The organism is Candidatus Amarolinea dominans, assembly GCA_016719785.1.
In the GTDB taxonomy this organism is placed as follows: Bacteria; Chloroflexota; Anaerolineae; order SSC4; family Amarolineaceae; genus Amarolinea; species Amarolinea dominans.
The window spans coordinates 1-18,316 of record JADJYJ010000004.1; the positions used below are offsets into that span (position 1 = coordinate 1).

General features: G+C 62.6%; 11 protein-coding genes and 1 pseudogene. 7 read left to right on the forward strand and 5 right to left on the reverse strand.

Annotated features, from left to right (window positions below; all coding sequences use genetic code 11):
• Positions 1-87 precede the first annotated feature (87 nt).
• Positions 88-1,344 carry a PD40 domain-containing protein gene (locus IPM84_06540; GenBank protein ID MBK9092426.1) on the reverse strand — a complete coding sequence of 419 codons (1,257 nt, stop codon included), beginning with the start codon at positions 1,342-1,344 and terminating at the stop codon, positions 88-90.
• An 805-nt stretch (positions 1,345-2,149) separates the two neighbouring features.
• On the opposite strand from IPM84_06540, the gene IPM84_06545 reads away from it, so the two are divergent.
• From IPM84_06545 to IPM84_06575, 7 genes are all read left to right on the forward strand, one after another.
• A complete protein-coding gene (locus tag IPM84_06545) occupies positions 2,150-4,774 on the forward strand; it encodes a right-handed parallel beta-helix repeat-containing protein (protein ID MBK9092427.1) in 2,625 nt (874 codons plus the stop codon).
• The gene (locus IPM84_06550) at positions 4,771-9,426 is read left to right on the forward strand and encodes a right-handed parallel beta-helix repeat-containing protein (protein MBK9092428.1); all 4,656 of its coding nucleotides are present in this window, start codon (positions 4,771-4,773) and stop codon (positions 9,424-9,426) included. Before IPM84_06545 ends, IPM84_06550 begins: the two co-directional genes overlap by 4 nt.
• Positions 9,347-10,060, forward strand: a complete 714-nt coding sequence (locus IPM84_06555) for a CRTAC1 family protein (GenBank protein ID MBK9092429.1) — start codon at positions 9,347-9,349, stop codon at positions 10,058-10,060. The genes IPM84_06550 and IPM84_06555 overlap by 80 nt, the downstream gene beginning before the upstream one ends.
• A complete protein-coding gene (locus IPM84_06560; GenBank protein MBK9092430.1) occupies positions 10,047-10,946 on the forward strand; it encodes a hypothetical protein in 900 nt (299 codons plus the stop codon). The genes IPM84_06555 and IPM84_06560 overlap by 14 nt, the downstream gene beginning before the upstream one ends.
• Before the next feature lie 29 nt (positions 10,947-10,975).
• A complete protein-coding gene (locus IPM84_06565) occupies positions 10,976-11,425 on the forward strand; it encodes a hypothetical protein (GenBank protein ID MBK9092431.1) in 450 nt (149 codons plus the stop codon).
• A 158-nt stretch (positions 11,426-11,583) separates the two neighbouring features.
• Positions 11,584-12,582, forward strand: a complete 999-nt coding sequence (locus IPM84_06570; protein MBK9092432.1) for a peptide ABC transporter substrate-binding protein — start codon at positions 11,584-11,586, stop codon at positions 12,580-12,582.
• On the forward strand, positions 12,543-13,625 hold the full coding sequence (locus tag IPM84_06575) for a hypothetical protein (GenBank protein ID MBK9092433.1): 1,083 nt from the start codon (positions 12,543-12,545) through the stop codon (positions 13,623-13,625). Before IPM84_06570 ends, IPM84_06575 begins: the two co-directional genes overlap by 40 nt.
• Before the next feature lie 349 nt (positions 13,626-13,974).
• Here the strand turns inward: IPM84_06575 and IPM84_06580 are convergent, their stop codons facing one another.
• The 4 genes and pseudogenes from IPM84_06580 to IPM84_06595 form a co-directional block, all read right to left on the reverse strand.
• Positions 13,975-14,349, reverse strand: a complete 375-nt coding sequence (locus IPM84_06580) for a hypothetical protein (GenBank protein MBK9092434.1) — start codon at positions 14,347-14,349, stop codon at positions 13,975-13,977.
• 551 nt (positions 14,350-14,900) lie between these two features.
• The gene (locus tag IPM84_06585) at positions 14,901-16,133 is read right to left on the reverse strand and encodes an MFS transporter (GenBank protein MBK9092435.1); all 1,233 of its coding nucleotides are present in this window, start codon (positions 16,131-16,133) and stop codon (positions 14,901-14,903) included.
• Positions 16,114-16,577 (reverse strand): annotated as a pseudogene (locus IPM84_06590) (chromate resistance protein). The gene IPM84_06585 and the pseudogene IPM84_06590 overlap by 20 nt, the downstream one beginning before the upstream one ends.
• A 91-nt stretch (positions 16,578-16,668) precedes the next feature.
• Entirely contained in the window at positions 16,669-18,267 is a 1,599-nt protein-coding gene (locus tag IPM84_06595) for an AAA-like domain-containing protein (protein ID MBK9092436.1), read from the reverse strand.
• Positions 18,268-18,316: the final 49 nt, after the last annotated feature.

The following is an 18,316-nucleotide window of genomic DNA, read 5'->3' on the forward strand; positions in this document are numbered from 1 at the left end:
AGTGGTGATCGCATGTCCATCCAGGGCGACGTATCGCGGCCAACCCGCCCCCGGCGCCTGGTGAGGCACAGGCAAAGAAACTAGACTTCATTCCAACCCCAACTGCCGCCGTTCCGCATCCGTCAGCAGATGCGCCGGGCGCTGGATACGCGCCTCGGCCAGCGCTAACAATTCCTCGATCGTCGAAACCCAAATGCGCACGCTGCCGTCGTTACTGGCCGAGACGATGCGTTTGCCATCCGGGCTGTACGCCGCTGACCCGACCACGTACGTGTGGCCCGCCAGCGTAGCCAGCAGCGCACCCGTCTCACCATCCCAAATGCGCACGCTCTGATCGTCACCGGCCGAGACGATGCGTTTGCCATCCGGGCTGTACGCCGCGGACCTGACCCGGCCCCAGTTGGCCTCAAGAGTGCGCAGCAGGTCACCCGTCTCGCCATCCCAAATGCGCACGCTCCGATCGGCACTGGCCGAGACGATGCGACCGCCATCCGGGCTGTACGCCGCGGACCAGACCCCGGCCGTGTGGCCCTCCAGCGTGCGCAGCAGGTCACCCGTCTCGCCATCCCAAATGCGCACGCTGCCGTCGTCACTGGCCGAGACGATGCGTTTGCCATCCGGGCTGTACGCCGCGGACAAGACCCCGGCCGTGTGGCCCTCCAGCGTGCGCAGCAGGTCACCCGTCTCGCCATCCCAAATGCGCACGCTCTGATCGTCACTGGCCGAGACGATGCGACCGCCATCCGGGCTGTACGCCGCGGAACTGACCCAGCCCGTGTGGCCCGCCAGCGTGCGCAGCAGCGCACCCGTCTCGCCATCCCAAATGCGCACGCTGCCGTCGTCACTGGCCGAGACGATGCGTTTGCCATCCGGGCTGTACGCCGCGGACCTGACCCCGGCCGTGTGGCCCGCCAGCGTAGCCAGCAGCGCACCCGTCTCGCCATCCCAAATGCGCACGCTGCCGTCGTCACTGGCCGAGACGATGCGTTTGCCATCCGGGCTGTACGCCGCGGACCAGACCCCGGCCGTGGGGCCCTCCAGCGTAGCCAGCCGCGCACCCGTCTCGCCATCCCAAATGCGCACGCTCTGATCGTCACTGGCCGAGACGATGCGACCGCCATCCGGGCTGAAGTGGGCGCTGTTGACCGCACCTTGATGGCGCTGCTGCGCCGACGGCAGCGTCATGCGCCAGGTGGCATTGTCCACCGCCGTGCGCAGGGCGGCATCAGCGTTGACAGTGACATAACCATCCAGTGTCAGGGTGGTCAGCACGGCATCGCGCGCCACGATCAGTGCCGCATCGCTGGTATTGCGTTTGGGGTCAATCAGATTCTGAGCCAGCACGGAAAGCTCACTGACTATTCCTTTTCCAAACCTGCGCCGTACCACAGATCGCTTGCGCCACCGCACGGCATATGCTTGCAACTGCGGTAGTCGGGATAGGCGTCAGGTGCCCCGGCGCCAACGCTAACTCCTTATCCAGGGGGAAAAACCCGGTTCCACACACCGGGCATACTCCGTACCGCCGCTCCCCCTTGCCTCGCGGCTTCAACACCTCATGGCAGTCCGCACACCGCGGCCCATCCGCACTCGCCTCCCACTCCCGGGCCTGGCTCGCCAGTGCCGTATCCTCCAGCATCCTCCCCCGTAGCCGCGCCAGCCGCGCGTCCAATGCTCCTTCAATCTCCCGCATCGTCGCCCGCGAATGTTGCACCCGCCACTCCGCCATCCCCATGATCACTTCTACACGCGCTTCTTGCCACTTCTCCTTCAACTCCTCAGCCTGCATCTTCCTATCCCCTTTCTCTTGATCTCCCCCTATTTTACTCCTTCCTCCCAATTGTAAAAAAATGACGCCCACCCCACCACATGCGATCCCTTGACAGGCAAACAGGCTGCTATTATAATTGTAGCATATTTCACAATTGTCTCGTTGTTTTTTCTGGCGTCACTCTCAGTGTCCAACCACGGATTCCTGCCTGTGATCACTCCGTCATCTATACCACATAGATGCGCACAAAGTAACGGTTAGGCCACGAGGGCGGGAAGAAACACTCGTACCGCTCTGGCCCAATTCATCATGACGTTGCGCATCATCTGCGCATCCACAGCCTATAATCTGCTGTTTTGTCCAAAGGAGGACAGACCAATGAATCAGCGCATCATTTCCCGAACAGTGGGTCTGACCATCATCGCGGCGTTGGTGGCGCTTGTAAATACCCCGTCGAGTCTCGGCGCTCCGATTGAGCAAGTTTCCATTACCGACGCTGAACCGGGCGCAACACTTGTTGTCACGAGTACGGCTGACAGCGGACCCGGAACCCTGCGTCAGGCGTTACTAGACGTACACACCGGCGATACGGTCACCTTCTTGCCCCTGGTGTTCCCACCAGCGAATCCGGCCACCATTTCTCTGACCAGCGGCCCGTTGCCCGATCTGGACGACGGTAATGTGACCATTGATGCCAGCACAGCGGGCGTGATTGTGGACGGCATCGGGCTCGCTGACCCCGAGGCCGACGGGTTCATCGTTTCGTCAATTGGCAATACGATTCGTGGTTTACAGGTGCGGGGATTTCCGCGCATCGGCATTCACCTGGACTCAGGCGCCGACAATAACACGATTCGCGACAATACGATTGGGGACAACGGCGACGCAGGTATCTACATCGGCGGCGGCCAAGGAAACATCATTACGGGTAATCGGATCGGGACCGATGTTGCGGGAACCATCGCTCGCGGCAATCACATCGGGATTCTTCTTAGTGAAGGAGCAAGCAGCAATCGAATTGGCGGAGTTGCCTCCGGCGAACGCAATATCATTGCCGCCAATCAGACAAGCGGAGTCCAGATCATGGACGCCGGCACGACGCAGAACCTCGTATTGAGAAACTACATTGGCACCGATACCACTGGGCTTGCTTCGTTGCCGAACGGCGGTGATGGGGTTGCCATCTTCGATGGCGCCCATCACAACACCGTCGGCGGGACGACGGCGGCCGAACGCAACGTCATCGCCTACAATGGCGGTAGCGGCGTGTTGATTTCAGGGAATGGAACGACTGGCAACACGGTGAGTGGAAATTGGATCGGCTTCGGCCTGGGGTCGGTGCGGCAGGCTTACCCGGTTGACCAGGCTGTGTCTCCGGCCTATACCACTGACTGCACGATGTTCGTCGCCAGCCTGACGACAGGCGTCCACAAGACGACCGATTGCGGCGCGACCTGGTTGGAACGCAATTCCGGCCTGAGCGAAGCACGCCTGCTGCAAATCGAGATCCCCCCCGACGCCACGAATGCCTCCGTCGCCTATGTGCTGGCCGAGAACGGATATCTCTTTTCGACCAGCAACAGTGGGGCGTCCTGGAGTCTGAGCAGCACCGTACTGGAGCAAATCGATCGCCAGAACCTGGTGCTGTCGACCGGGTTCAGCGCAGATCAAACAATGTACGCTGCGGCGCGCAACTGGAGCTGGGACACGCTTGGCGGCGGTCCGGGCATCTTCAAATCGACCGACGCAGGGGTGACCTGGACGCGCCAGGTCACAGGAATGAGTGATCCGCACGTCTGGAAGGTCATCGCCTCGCCTGACGCAGCGCTCAAGAGCACGCTCCTGGCCCTTACCAACAGCGGAATCGAGAAAACGACCGACGCGGGCGTCACCTGGAGTTCAATACCCAGCCCCGATTCAAGCCTGATCGACCTGGCGTTTTCTCCTGCGTATGCCATTGACCAAACCTTCTTTGCCAGCGCCAATTCAGGCCGGATCTACCGATCCACGAATGGGGGCGTCAGTTGGACCGGCTTCGATGCCCTGCGCTGGGATCCGCGCTTCCTGGCGGTTTCACCCGATTACAGCAACGATCATGAAGTCTATCACGGTGGCGGCTGGAATGACACGGTCTACAGGTCAACCGACAGTGGCGCCACCTGGACCCAAGCCAGCACCGGCCTTCCCGGATGGCTGCACGACGCGGGCAGCGGGATTGTGTTTTCGCCGGCGTTTGCTTCCGATGGCACTTTGTGGGTCGTCAGTGTTAGTGGCATGGCAAGATCCACGAACCGTGGCGCCACGTGGGAAGTGATGCGCAGTCTGCACAGCCCGGGCAATACCCAGGGTATCGTTATCAGGGATGGGGCAGAGCAAAATACCATTGGTCCGGACAATGTGATCGGAAACAACGGTAACGGCGTCGTTCTCGAGTCAAATGTCGGCTATAACGTGATCACCGGCAACCTGGTCGGTACTGATACGACCGGCACGGCGGCGCAGGCCAACGTCCAAGACGGCCTCAGCATTTCCGGTCACCACAACACGATCGGAGGCAGCAACGGCGGCAATCTCGTGAGCGGAAACCTGATTGACGGAATTCGCCTGGCCGGCGATCAGGCCACAGCCAACATCGTTGCGGGCAACACGATCGGAACCACGCTCGACGGTGCTGCGGCCCTCGGCAACCGTGGAGCCGGCGTGTCCATCCACAGCGGCGCGTTTCTGAACCTGGTGGGCGGCATGACCGCAGACGAGCGCAATCTCATCAGTGGCAACGGTTACGGCGTTGGGCTGTGGGATACGACGACGATGAGCAACACCGTATCCGGCAACTATATCGGCACAAATCGTACCGGGACGGCTGCACTGGGCAATGGTAGGGGATCGATATTCACGGCGGCGCTCACCATAATGCAATCGGCGGCACGACCGCCGGCGAACGAAATCTCATCAGCGGGAACAACGAGCGCGGTGTCTCGATTGATAACAACGACACGATGAGCAACACCGTTAGCGGCAACTACATCGGCGTGGATGCGACCGGCCTGCAAGCCCTGCCCAACAGGCAGGAGGGCGTGACAATCGGTGACCAAGCCAGCTACAACCGCATTGGCGGACCCACGCCCGCAGAACGCAACGTCATCAGCGCCAATGGAATCGACTGTCCCTGGTGCGACGGCATCTTCCTAAGCGACGATGCTCATCATAACACCGTTGAGGGCAACTACATCGGAACGGACGCGAGCGGAACCGCGGCCCTCGGTAACTCGAGCCAAGGGGTTGACCTGTACAATCGCGCCAGCGACAACCTCATACGAGGGAACCTGATCGCGGGGAATCGCGAAAATGGTGTTACGATCTGGAACAGTGCCAGACGCAACCTGGTCGAAGGCAACCTGATTGGTACTGACGCCAGTGGGTCACAGCCGCTGCCCAACGGCACATCATCCGAGAAGGTGGACGACTCCGCGAACCTCGTGGCGACCCTGGCATCGCGGGGTCTTTCCTGCTCGCCGCCCGAGCGCTATCCGCCGAACCTGGTCGCGCCCGGTACGGAGCCAGCCGAGCCCCGCACCGTGTCGCCGTTCTGCACCCGGGTGTCGTCGAACGCCAGCCAGGCGCTGGCGGTGGAAGCGAACGATCAGAAACAAGAATCGGCGGTGCAGCCGAGCGATCAGAAAGAGTTGCGGTCGAACGGCGACGGGGGCATCTACATCGCGTGGGATGCCAGCGACAACACGGTGGGCCCCAACAACACCATTGCCTTCAACGCTGGCCACGGCGTGCAGGTGCAAGGGAACGATGCTGTCCGCAACCGGATCACGCACAATAGCATCTTCCACAACGATGGCGCCGGCATTGCCCTGACCGATGGCGGCAACAGCAGCCTGGCCGCGCCGCGCGTCACGGCGGTTAATCTGGCGGCCGGTACGGCCAGCGGCGCCGCCTGCGCCAACTGCACGGTTGAGGTGTTTTCCGACGACGACGAGGAGGGCCGCACCTACGAGGGAAGCACCACCGCCTCTGCCGGCGGGCAGTGGGCGTTCAACGCAGGTCACGCATTGATCGGACCGAAAGTTGCGGCGACGGCCACCGATGCAGCCGGCAACACCTCGGCCTTCTCGCCGCCGTTTAACTTGCTCGTTTTCGACCTGCACGTACCGAACACGCTGCAGGCCCTGGACCGGCTCGGGATCGCGTATACGCTGGTGGATGCGACCCAGTTCGCCACTGTCACCCTGGCCGACTACGACGTGCTCTTTGTCGGCTTCACCGGCAACGATCCGCAGCCGCCCGACCTGCTGCAGCCGTTGCTCGACCGCCAGGCCGATATCGCAGCCTTCGTGCAGAACGGCGGCGGGCTTGTCGTCAACTCGGAGGACGGCGTTGTTGCGACGCCGCTCGACTGGTCGTGGGTGCCCGTGCCGGTGACCCACCGGCAATCAGAGGGGAGAAGACTGGATCTGCCGCACCCCGCGCACCTGCTGATGCAGGGCATCACCCAAGACAATCTGCATGCCTGGCCGACGTTCCATAACATCTTCGTATCATGGACCTGGCCAGCTGCGGAAATCCTGCTCAGCGATGCCGAGACCGGGGAAGCCGTTCTCCTGGCCGGCAACCATGGCGCCGGTCGGATGATCTTCAGCGGCGCCGATCCCGATTATCACGGCGATCCGGGAGCGGTTCAGTTGCTGTCCAATGAATTGGCCTGGGCAGCCGGCGTGCTGACAGACACGCCGCCGCAGGCAGACCGAGTGCTGCCACAGCCCAACACCGTCACGGCGCCCCAGGCGATCGTCAAGGTCACGTTCAGTCAACTGCTCGACCCGGCTACGGTGACGCCGGGCATCATCACGGCGAGCGGCAGTACCAGCGGCGCACACACCGGTGTCAGCCAGGTCGTAACCACGACCGCGCAGGTGCTCTTTGTGCCGGACATCGGCTTCAGCCCGGGCGAAGAGGTCACAGTGACGGTGCATGCCACGTTGGAAGACCTGACCGGCCACGGGCTGGACGGCAACCGGAACGGGATCAGCGAAGGATCGCCGCTCGACGATGTTTCCTGGAGTTTTACCGTGCGCGGGGGTCAGGTGCTGGAAGTAGTCACAACTGCCAACGAGGGACCCGGATCATTGCGCCAGGCGTTGCAGGATGCCCAGCCCGGCGACACCATCACCTTCAACCTGCCCCCGGTTGACGACACACAGGCGGCCACGATCGTCGTAACCGGGAATCCACTCCCGTCGCTGTGGCAGGGCTACCTGACGCTCAACGGTGGGGGTGTCACGTTGGACGGCAATGGGCTGGCCTGGGGCAACGGGTTGGAGATTGACGCCGATCGCAACGTGGTCACGGGTCTGCGCATCACCGGCTTTCCCGACGCGGGCATCGCCTTGCGCGGCACGTACAATACGATCGGCGGCGCCAACGCGACACCCGGCGGGGCATGTAGTGGCGACTGTAACGTTCTGAGCGGCAATCAGCGATGGGGCTTGACGTTGGGGTCTCCCGGGACGCAATTCAACCGTATACGCGGCAACTACATCGGCACCGATGCCGCCGGGCTGGCTGCCTGGCCCAACGGGGAAGACGGCATCCGTTTCGACTTCGGCGCGGAGCAAAACACGATCGGCGGCGCATCCCCCGGCGCCCGTAACCTGATGAGCGGCAACAACTATCGAGGCCTGTTCGTGGCCACGGCTCGATCTAACACGATCATAGGCAACTTCATTGGCGTGGATACAACCGGCCTGGCGGCGCTGCCTAACCTACAAGGTGTTCATTTGTACGCGGGCTCCCATGGTAACCAGATTGGGGGCGCTGCTGCAGGCCAGGGCAACGTCATCTCCGGCAATCCGCAAGGTGGAGTCTATATCTCAGGCTCGAGCCAGAACCGGCTCGAGGGTAACGTGATCGGTCTTGACGCGACCCGATCGGGGGCGCTGGGCAGCAACGACGGCATCCGTATCTATGTGGAGAGAGACGCGCCGTCGGTCGACAATGTGATCGGCGGTGCGGCAGCCGGCGCCGGCAACGTGATTGGCGGCAACGGCAGCGGGATTTTTGTGCAGAGCGCGGCCAATCAACGCAACACCATCAGCCGTAACAGCATCTACGGCAACGGCAACCGTGGTATTGATCTCAACGAGGGCGGCAACGCCTCGATCCCGCCGCCGGTGGTCGTGACTTTTAACCCAGGTGCAGGGACAGCCGCGGGCACAAGCTGTGCCGGCTGTACGGTGGAGATATTCTCGGACCAAGACGATGAAGGACAATGGCTCGAGGGCGCGTCGGTGGCCGATGGGGCCGGTCACTGGTCGCTGGCAGCCGGCCATTCCTTCACTGGCCCGAACGTGCAGGCCACCGCGCGTGATGCCGCCGGCAACAGCAGCGAGTTCAGCGGCCCACCGCCGGTCGTATCGGGGGTCGCACCTGATAGTGCCGCGCCCGGCGCCACAAATTTGGTGATTGCGGTGTTCGGCGCCAATTTCCGCGACGATGCCCCGCTCACGGCGAACTTCGGCCCGGGAATCACCGTTTCTGGCGTCCACTTTTCACACCCCGGCCAGGTCGAGGCCACGGTGATCGTACCTCCGGGCGCGGCACTCGGCCCGCGTGATGTGACCGTCACCAACCAAGATGGGCAGAGCGGCACGGGCAGCGGGATCTTTCAGGTCGTCGCGGTCACGCCGTTTGGACCCCCGACCCTTCAGCGTATTCTCCCCGACCGGGTCGCCAACCTCGACCAGACCGTACGACTGCTGATTCATGGTAGCCAATTCGTGAACCAACCGGTGGTCGCACTATCGCCCGCAGTCCCTGGGCTCAGTATCGACAATGTGCAGTTCTTCGGTGACAATTATCTGGAGGCCGATCTCCACGTGTCCGCCGCCGTGCCCCTGGGTTCGGTCAGTGTGGGGATTACGAACCCCGACGGACAGGGCATGGTCCTGAGTCACGCCATCACCATCGTGCAGCCACTCTTCAGCGATGTGGCCCCGACTGTGGGGCTCGCCGTCAGCAGCGGCGAGCATGGCGCGGCGTGGGGTGACTGGAACGGCGACGGCTGGCTCGACCTGGCCATCGGCAACGGCAGCCTGTATAGCAGCGCGGCTGGCGCTGCGTTCACAAACGTGACCGCGTCGGCCGGGCTCGACTTGGTTTGGTATCGAGGCGGCGTCGCCTGGGGCGACTACGACGACGACGGCGACCTCGACCTGTTGTCCAGCTGGCGTAAAGCATATCGAAACGATGGCGCCCTGCCCTTCAGCAAGGTTTGGGATGGCGGCGCCCAGCAAACGACGGTGGCCTGGGTGGACACCGACGTGGACGGAGATCTGGATGCGTATGCCAGCGGCCGGCTCTATCGCAACGACGGCAACGACACATTCGTTGACGTCACCAACGGCGCCGGTTTGAACACGGCCGGCTGGCTGATGGGCCAGCGCCTGGGCCGATTACGACGACGACGGCGACCCCGACCTGTACTTGACCAACAACGGCGGCCCGAACCGGTTGTATCGCAACCATGGCGACGGCACGTTCACCGACGTCAGCGATGCGGCGGGGGTGGCCGACAGCGGCTCAGGCCACGGCGCCGCCTGGGGCGATTACGACAACGACGGCGACTTCGATCTGTTTGTAGCTAACAATAACGGCCAGTTCAGCACGTTGTACCGCAACAACGGTGACAGCACGTTCGAGGATATGAGCGCGGCTGCTGGCCTGCACGACCGGCAAGGCAATGCAACCGGCGCCAATTGGCTCGACTACGACCTGGACGGGCGGCTCGATCTGTTTGTCGTCAACCGGGATGACCAGAACCGGCTCTATCACAACAACGGTGACGGCGCCTTCACCGATGTGGCGCCTGGGGCCGGCGTTGCGGATCGCCGGGACAGCGACGGCAGCACGATTGGAGACTACGATAACGACGGCGATCCTGACATCTTTGTCGTCAGCGGCATTTGGGGCCAGGGGACGCCCAACTTCCTCTTCCGCAACGGTACGGGTGCTGGCAGCGCACACTGGCTGAAAGTTCGCTTGCAGGGCGTCATCAGCAACCGCACCAGCATCGGCGCGCGCGTGCGCGTGTACGCAGGCGGCCTCATGCTCACGCGGCAGATCGCCGGCTCCACTGGCTACATGAGCCAGGACGCGCCGGAGGCGCTCTTTGGCCTGGGCAGCGTCGCCGGCCCGGTCGTGGTGGAGGTCACCTGGCCAGAGTGGGATTGTGCAGACACTGCCGGAACAAAGCATCGACCAGGTCTTGCTCGTACATGAACCGCCGCGTGACCAACACGATATGGCTCTGTTTGCCATCAACCAGCCCAAGGGCCAGGCAGCGAAAGGGAGTACGATCGCACCCCAGGCCACCGTGCGCAACCAGGGGACGCTGGCCGAGACCGACGTGCCGGTGCGCCTGGTCATCGCACTGGCAGGCAACCCGGTCTACGACCAAACCGTCGTCGTGCCTGTCATCGAATCGTTGCGCGATGCGGTGGTGACCTTCCCGAGCTTCACCTTCACGGCCGTGGGACAATATCGCTTCACCTTCACCACGTTGCTTCCCGGCGACCAAGACCCGAGCAACGACCAGAAAGTGCAGCTTGTGCAAGTCAGCCCTTCCTGGGTTGATGTCTGGACGAAGGACTACGCCGGCGACACCGGCAATGTGCCGACCACGGACTGGTGGCAGAGCCCCGACCTCTGGGTACGGCGTCAGAACGATGGCGGGCTGCTGCACCAGGACCCCGTGGCCGGCGTGGTCAACTACGTCTATGTGCGTGTGCGCAACCGCGGCAACGTCGCGGCGACCAACGTTAGCGTGGACACCTACTGGCACGGCCCGGCCGTGGGCATCATCTGCGGCGACTGGAACACCATCGGCTCGACGACGGTATCGTCGCTGCCGGCCGGCGGCAGCAGCATCGTCGTCATGCCTTGGGTGCCGACCCGGTCGGGGCATACCTGCCTGCACGACGTGGTATACAACGCAGCTGATCCGGTCAGTTCACCGTGTAATGTGCCCGGCGACAACAACATCGAGCAGCGCAACGTCGAGATTCTGGCGCGGCCGGCGGAGGGCGAGGGCGTGTCGTCGATTGACCAGGCGGTGTTCCAGGTGGCCAATATCTACGCGCATCCGCGCCAGTTGATCTCAACCTGACGCGCGGCGCGTTCCCGCTCGCCGGTAGCATGGTGCTGCGCTTGAGCGCCGATCTCTTTGACCGCTGGTATGCCGCCACCGGGGGGGAGGTGCTGGGCGGGTTAGCCGACCCGGCCACGCGTGCGATCACGTTGACCGACCCGATTTCGGCCACGGTACGCGGGCTGCCGATGTACGCGGAAGAGCAGGCCGCGGCCACACTCGACCTCAGTGCCAGCCAGGCCGCGAGTTTCACAATCGAGGTCACCGAGTTCATCAACGGGAGCGCCGTGGGTGGCAGTCTCTACACCGGGCACACCTGTCGGGCCGAGGACCTGGACTGCAACGGGCGCGTGGACGTGTTGGACCTGCAGCGCGCAGCGACGGCCTGGAATAACCGTGTGGGCGACCCGAATTATGACCTGTGGGCCGACCTGGACCAAGACGGCATCGTGACGATGGTTGATATCATGCGAGTAGCGGGTGCGTGGGATGCGTGATGCAGCACTTCATGGTGGCCTCTTCCAGTGAGAATTAGACATGAGTCAGATGGCCAGTTCGATACGTGAGCGGTGGTTTTCAGCCGCCAATGGTGATCAAATCGAATTCTGATGGAAGCGCAGCGAGCCTGTGCTCCCGAGCGAAAGGAGCATTTTCCGTGAAAGAGAAACCGATCGTGCTGGCAGCGGTTGTTCTGACCGTCACTGTCATGCTGACTTTTCCGTTAACCTCCATCGTGGCTGCACCGACTGATACCCCCCTCACGCTTAACCTCAATCTCGGCGCTGAGCCAACCACGCTGGACCCCGCCCTGGCCGCCGATTCCGCGTCAAACAGCGTGATCGAGCAGCTCTTTGTGGGCCTGGTGGACATGGACGATGAGACAGCCGAAATCAGACCAGAGTTGGCCACGAGCTGGCAAATCTCTGCAGGCGGCACAGTCTATACATTTGCCCTCCGCTCTGACATCGTGTGGACGGACGGCCATCCGGTCACGGCGCAGGACGTCCGTTACGGCATTCTGCGTTCCCTTGACCCAGCAACCGCCGCCGATTATGCGTATGTCCTGTTCCTCATCCAGAACGCCGAGGAATATCACAATGGCGCCATCACCGACCCGAACCAGGTGGGTGTCACGGCCCTGGACGACACGCACCTGCAGGTCACCCTCGACTACCCCGCCAGTTATGTGCTCTCTATTCTGGCAATGCCCGTTGCCCGCCCGACAGCGCAGTGGGCGATCGCACAGTGGGGTACCGCCTGGACCGAGCCGGGGCATATCGTCACCAATGGGGCCTATCGTCTCAGCCAATGGGTGCATAACGACCATATTCGGTTGAACAAAAATCCAACCTATTACGACGCTGTGCATGTGCAGATCGAGCAAGTCAAATGGTGGATGGTGGATGGCGCCACCGAATGGGCCATGTACCTGAACCGGCAGCTTGACTCGGCCTCCCCGCCAGCCGGTATTACGCTGGACCCCATACTTCGTCAAGAACTGCATCGCGTGCCTATGCCATACAACTATTACTACGGCTTCAGCACCTCGCAACCTCCGTTCAACAACCCCCTTGTGCGTAAGGCGTTCATTGCCGCCACGGATCGCCAGGACTCATTGACGCTGTCCTGGGCGGCGTTCACCGTCCGGCGCTAACTTTTACACCGCCCGGGGTCTTCGGCTATGTGGACGGATATGCCGAGGGTGTGGGTATCCAATACAACCCGGTCCGCGCACGGCAGTTGCTGGCCCAGGCCGGGTATCCGAATGGCCAGGGGTTGCCGCCCATTACCCTCTGGTTCAATACCAGCAGTGGACAGCAAGCCATCGCCGAAGCGGTCCGTCAGAGTTGGCATGATGCCTTGGGCGTCGACGTGAGCCTGCAGAGCCTGCCCTGGTCAGAGTATCTGCAGCGTGTTCATGAAGGACGATTCCAGGTGTGGCGAATGGGTTGGGGCGCAGACTACGCAGATGCCTACAACTTTCTGGGAGGGGGCATCGGCGAGCAGCGGGATTCGCTTGGCGGATGGAACAACCCGAACTACGCGAGCCTCCTGGACCAGGCGCTGCTTACCAATGCCGCTGCTGCTCGCCGATTGCTCTACAAGCAGGCAGAGCGAATCCTTGTCGAGACCGATGCGGTCGTGATGCCGCTGGTCCACTACGCATCCCTGGCGGCGACCAGGCCCTATCTGCAGCGAACTTACACGATCAATGGCTGGCACGATATTGCCACCTGGCGGATTACTCGCGTCAGTGCCACGATCAGCCCAGGCAGCGGTGGCACATTGACCTCGTATGCGGGGGATACCACAATTGGGATTCCAGCCGGAGCGGTGAGCGATACAGTGGTGTTGACCCATGAACCTGCGTATGGCATGCCGCCGGGAGGCAACCTGACGGGCATCGGTCATGTCTTTGACCTTACAGCCGTGGACAGCGCTGGTCAGCCGGCACAACTAGTTCCTGGTCATACCTACGACATCACCGTACGATACACCGATGTCGAGCGCGGGGCGGCCATCGAGAACACACTCGCGCTTTACTATTGGGATGGCGGCGCATGGGTGCGCGAAGCCAATAGCCAGGTCGATCCCGCGGCCAACACGGTCAGCGCGACGCCGAATCACTTCTCGCGCTGGGCGGTGTTGGGTGAAACCAGGCGGGTCTACCTGGCGCTTACGCTGAAGAATCGCTGAGGCAGAGGGAAAGGTGTGTTTTGGCTGCGGTGTACCGCTTGCATGCCGGTGTGCCTAGGACAACTCCATATGTGAGGCTCACGAGTGGAGTTGTCCTGGGCGGCTGCGAGACTGTCGGCAGGAACAGGCCGACAACGAAGTTGAAGCACGATGTTGACACGAATTGGGCTTCACGGGCTCATTCGATGTGGCAGGGATGGGCATCATGGGGTGACAAGGCAAACAGGTGCATATGGAGGAAGACTATGAACCTGAGTCAACCGGCTTTTCACAGCGTGCGATTCATCGGTTTACGGTGGATTTTGTGTCTGATAATGTTTGCGTTAGGTGCGTTCACGGGACCGATTGGCTATCTACCGGCGGCCGCGACCCCGACCAGCGACACCTTGACTGTCGGTACTATGGCGGATGTGGTCAGCCTTGACCCGGCGAACGTAGAAGACGGCGAATCACTCCGGGTGACCAACCAGTTATTCGATACATTGTTTTTTTTTATGAACCGAGCCGTAATATGCAACAGATCGTAGGTCCAGACGTCCACGGCCAGATAGACATACATCCAACGCCGCATCTTGCTCGCTGGCTTGTCATTCTTGGGCACCAACACGTACTTCTCGTCCACGCCCACCACGTCACTCGACCTGACAACGCCAAAGAGGGCGGCAACCGGCAGCAGAGCATAGCCCCTGGCGCTCACCCAGCGCCAGGTAGCACCCCATCGCAACCAGCGACTCGTACCAGCACCCCCGTCGCCGTCTCGGCGCCAGCCCTTCCCGCCCGAACCCCGCAGGCACTGCAGGTTTTACCAGCCAGCCCGCCACCTCGCCCGGTACTTGCCCCAGCAACGCCAGTCCGATCAGGCTCACCACGGCTAAGCCGTGCAACAAGACCAGTCCCAATTGATAATATCCGTGTCCTGTGGTACCTTGCATCTGAGCCAACCTTTCTCTGGTTGTGTTTTTGCAAGGTACATTATGTACCAACTAGCGGCAGGTTGGCTTATTCTCTTCTTGTCCCCAGCGTGTTGCGCTCTCGCCAGGGTCAGCGGGCGCATTTCAGTCTCTTACCAATTGACTTCTTGCACAAAAAGCAAGGATTTTCCTGCCACGAATTTCACGAATTGCACGAAGGCAAAGGGGTCAATTCGTGAAAATTCGTGTAATTCGTGGCAGAGACCGCCCTGTTTGGCTCCGGCTTGTCCGGGTTAAGGTGGGGAAGACCCTTCGTCGTGACGACTTCGGTCGCTTCCCGGGGCTCGAAAGACTGAATTCGTTATTACACGTCGAAAACCGCCTCTTCCGGCGGTTCGAAGGCGCGGAAGCTGCGATAGAGGAGCAAGTCGTAGGCGATCTTCAGGCCGCCGGCGAGGAGAAAGGGCGCAGCAAAATAGCCGCGGGCCAGTAGCAGTCCGCTGAGCCAGGGGGAGATGGATGCACCCACGGAGCGGGCGATGGCGGTCACGCCGGAGGCGGCCGCGCGCTCATCGGGGCTGACGACGGCCATGGTGTAGCTTTGGCGCGCCGGCACGTCCATCTGCGAGATGCTGAAGCGCAGCAGCAGCACCGCGATCGCCAGCGGCAGCGTCGGCATCAACGGCACCAGGCAGAGCAGCACATTCGAGGGCAGATGCGTCATCACCATGGTGTTGATCAGTCCGAAGCGGGCCGCCAGCCGCGCGGCCAGCAGCGCGGAAGCGCCGGCGAGGAGATTGGCGGCAAAGAAGATCGCGCCCAGCGCAGCGGGACTCAAGCCGAACCGGGTGTAGAACCAATAGGCGACGATGCTCTGAATCACAAAGCCGCCGGCAAAGGCATCCAGGGCAAAGAGGCCGCTCAGTCGCAGGACGATCGGGCCTGAGCGATGCAGGCCGAAGCGGCGGCGCACGGATGCAATCCCGGCCGAGGGGGAAGGCTCGACGGCCGGCGACAGGTAGAAGAACCAGGCGATCAGCAGCAGGCCGCACAGGGCATAGCCCAGCAGGACCGCCTGGTAAGCGTTTACGGAGGAGCGGCCGTCGCTCTGCAGCGCCTGCACCAGCAGCCCGCCAGCGAGGGCGCCGGCGGCCGTGGCCAGCGAGCCGACCAGGTTGTACCAGGCAAAGACCTGCGTGCGCCGCGCATCCGGCAGAATCTGCGCCAGCCCGGCCTGTTCGATCGCCAGAAAGGGGCCGATCTCGTTGCCGCTGGGGCTGATGACCCCGATGATGGCAGCGAGCAGCAGCAGGGTGGGCTGTCGGGTCAGCAGGAAGGCCGCGCCGGCCAGCGCCATCAGCGCGGCGCCCAGCATCAGGCTGCGCCGGCGGCCCAAGCGGTCGGCCGTGGTGGTGATGGTCAGGGTGACCGCAGCGTCGCCCGCCAGCGTCAGCGAGAACAGCAGGCCGATCCGTCCCTCGTCCAGGCCGATCGCGGCCAGATAGAGCGCCAGGACGACCGACAGCGCGCCATAGGCGAACAGCCGCGTGATGCGCGTGGCAAAGAGCAGCCCGACGTCAATCCTTGAACGCGCCATCGGGCCGGCCTTGCTTCACCATCTCCTGGCAGTAAGCGTACAACGCGTCGTACACGATCCACTGCGCGGCGTTGATGGCGTGATCGTCCGCGTAGCCCAGGTGACGGAAGCCCTCCGCCAGCGCCTGCAGGCCCGGCCCCTCGGGCTGGTTCCAGAGCGTATTGTCGGTATCCGCGCCGTTGACGATCTTACCCAGCAACAGCAGGGCCGGGTCGCCGGTCAGGTCGTACCTGTGCAGGATCGCCTCGAACGAACATGCCTGGCCGTGGTGGCCTAACTCGACGCCCTTGACGTCGAAGGGAATCGCGCCCAGGCGCGCGGCCTCGGTCAGCACCTGGTCAGCAGGGACGAAGAAAAACGTGGCGTCCGGGTCAACAAACTTCTTGATCAACCAGGGACAGGCCCGCGGTCTACTTTGACACGTGCTCGTGTAATCCAATTCATCGGTATAACCTCCTCATGCACTGACCAGCCATACGCCGCGCAGGAAGAAGGGGATGGCGCCGCGGGTGTGGATGGTTGTGCCTGACACGCATCACATGCCCCACACGGTGATCGGCCGGCCCTGGATGGCTTCCTCTCGCCGGAAGATCTTCTCCTCCCAGGGTTTGTCCGGCGTGCGGTCGAAGATGACCAGGTGTGCCTCTGCGGCGCCGCAGCGGTCGGCGTACTCCCAGGTCTGCACCACGCCCTCGGCCAGGGTTGCCTCCAGCGATTTGTGCAGCACTTTCAACTCGATGACGCCGCGCTGGACGTGCTCTTTGCCCTCGACGCCTGGCTCAGCAACCGGCCAGAGTACCAACAGGTCGGTGCGCTTGCGCCCCAGACCATACTCCCGCTCGACGCGGCCACCGCCGTTGACGATGCGCTGCAGAAACGCCTGTAGGAGCAGTTGCGGCCCTGCCTCCTTGTAGTCGAAACGCTCGACCCAGCTCTCGGAGTGCTCGCGGAAGAACTGCTGAAAGGCAGCCAACAGCTTCGGCAGGTCGAGCTGGCCATCGGACCGGATGTACCAGGCCAGTTCCTGGACGATAAAATCCTGCGTGACGCTGGTCAAGGCGCGGGGAATAATCTCGCGATAGATCGGGTTAGCAATCACCACGTTTGGCGTGCGCCGGATCAGGCCAAGGTCAGCCACGTACTGCAGGTCATCGTCAGGTAGCTCGAGCGGCGTCTCCCCGCTCACCAGCAAGGCCTCGATGACTCGGCGTACCCGCGGCTCTCGCAGCTTGTCGGTCAGTTGATCCAGGTGCGTTTCGCGGCGCAGGATCAGGTTCTCCTTTGCTTCCTGAATCATCTCGGCGGTGATGGGCTGGGTGCGGTCGCGGCCGGCGCGCATCGTGAAAGTGGTCTCGTAGGCCAACGCGTTGACCAGCCAGGGCTGTCCCTGCGTCAGTCCCCAGACCGTCGCCAGGGTGTCCGCCTCGAAGACCTGACCGGTCTCGGCCGTATGCTGCAACAGCAGCCGCTCTACCTCCGGTTGCGTGAAGTCACCCAGGCGCAATGACACCGCCTTGATGTTGAACGCACTCCCCCCAGTGATGATCGTCTGACTCTGGCTGGAGTGAATGCGGTAGTCGCGCACGTCCCGCACCCCACAGAGCACGACGGTCGAGGGGAAGTGGCTCGGCCGCTTGTCGTAGCCGGCGCGCAGTTGGCGCAACACAGCAATCAAGGTGTCACCCACCAAGGCGTCCACCTCATCCAGCAACAACACCAGGGGCTGCATACTGCGTTCAGCCCAACGGGTCAAGATCTCTCCCAATGCGCTGTGTGGCCCGCTTTCTTGCAGGACTTCCTGGGCAATCGTCTTAAGAAATGGCTCATCCAGGAAGTCGCGCGCGCGAGAGGCGATTTCGTTGACGATGGCGCGCATCGCAGCCGCGATATCCTCACGCGCCGACTGCCCTACTTCCAGGTTGGCATACAACGCCCGGTAGGGGCCGCGGCGGTTGAGATGTTCCATGAGCGCCAACAGCGCAGATGTCTTGCCGGTCTGTCGCGGGGCATGGAGCACGAAGTACTTCTTCTGCTCGATCAAGCTCAGGATGTCGGCCAGGTCGAACCGCTCCAGCGGCGGCAGGCAGTAATGATCCTCGCAGTTGACCGGCCCGGCCGTGTTGAAGAAACGCATAGACCTCTCCCTGTGCTCCAATCCGCCAAGAGACCACCCAGACAGCCGC

Coding starts and splice junctions, on each gene's coding strand:
- IPM84_06545 (MBK9092427.1), top strand. CDS start 2,150: ATGAATCAGCGCATCATTTCCCGAACAGTGGGTCTGACCATCATCGCG.
- IPM84_06550 (MBK9092428.1), top strand. CDS start 4,771: ATGAGCAACACCGTTAGCGGCAACTACATCGGCGTGGATGCGACCGGC.
- IPM84_06565 (MBK9092431.1), top strand. CDS start 10,976: ATGGTGCTGCGCTTGAGCGCCGATCTCTTTGACCGCTGGTATGCCGCC.
- IPM84_06585 (MBK9092435.1), bottom strand. CDS start 16,133: ATGGCGCGTTCAAGGATTGACGTCGGGCTGCTCTTTGCCACGCGCATC.
- IPM84_06595 (MBK9092436.1), bottom strand. CDS start 18,267: ATGCGTTTCTTCAACACGGCCGGGCCGGTCAACTGCGAGGATCATTAC.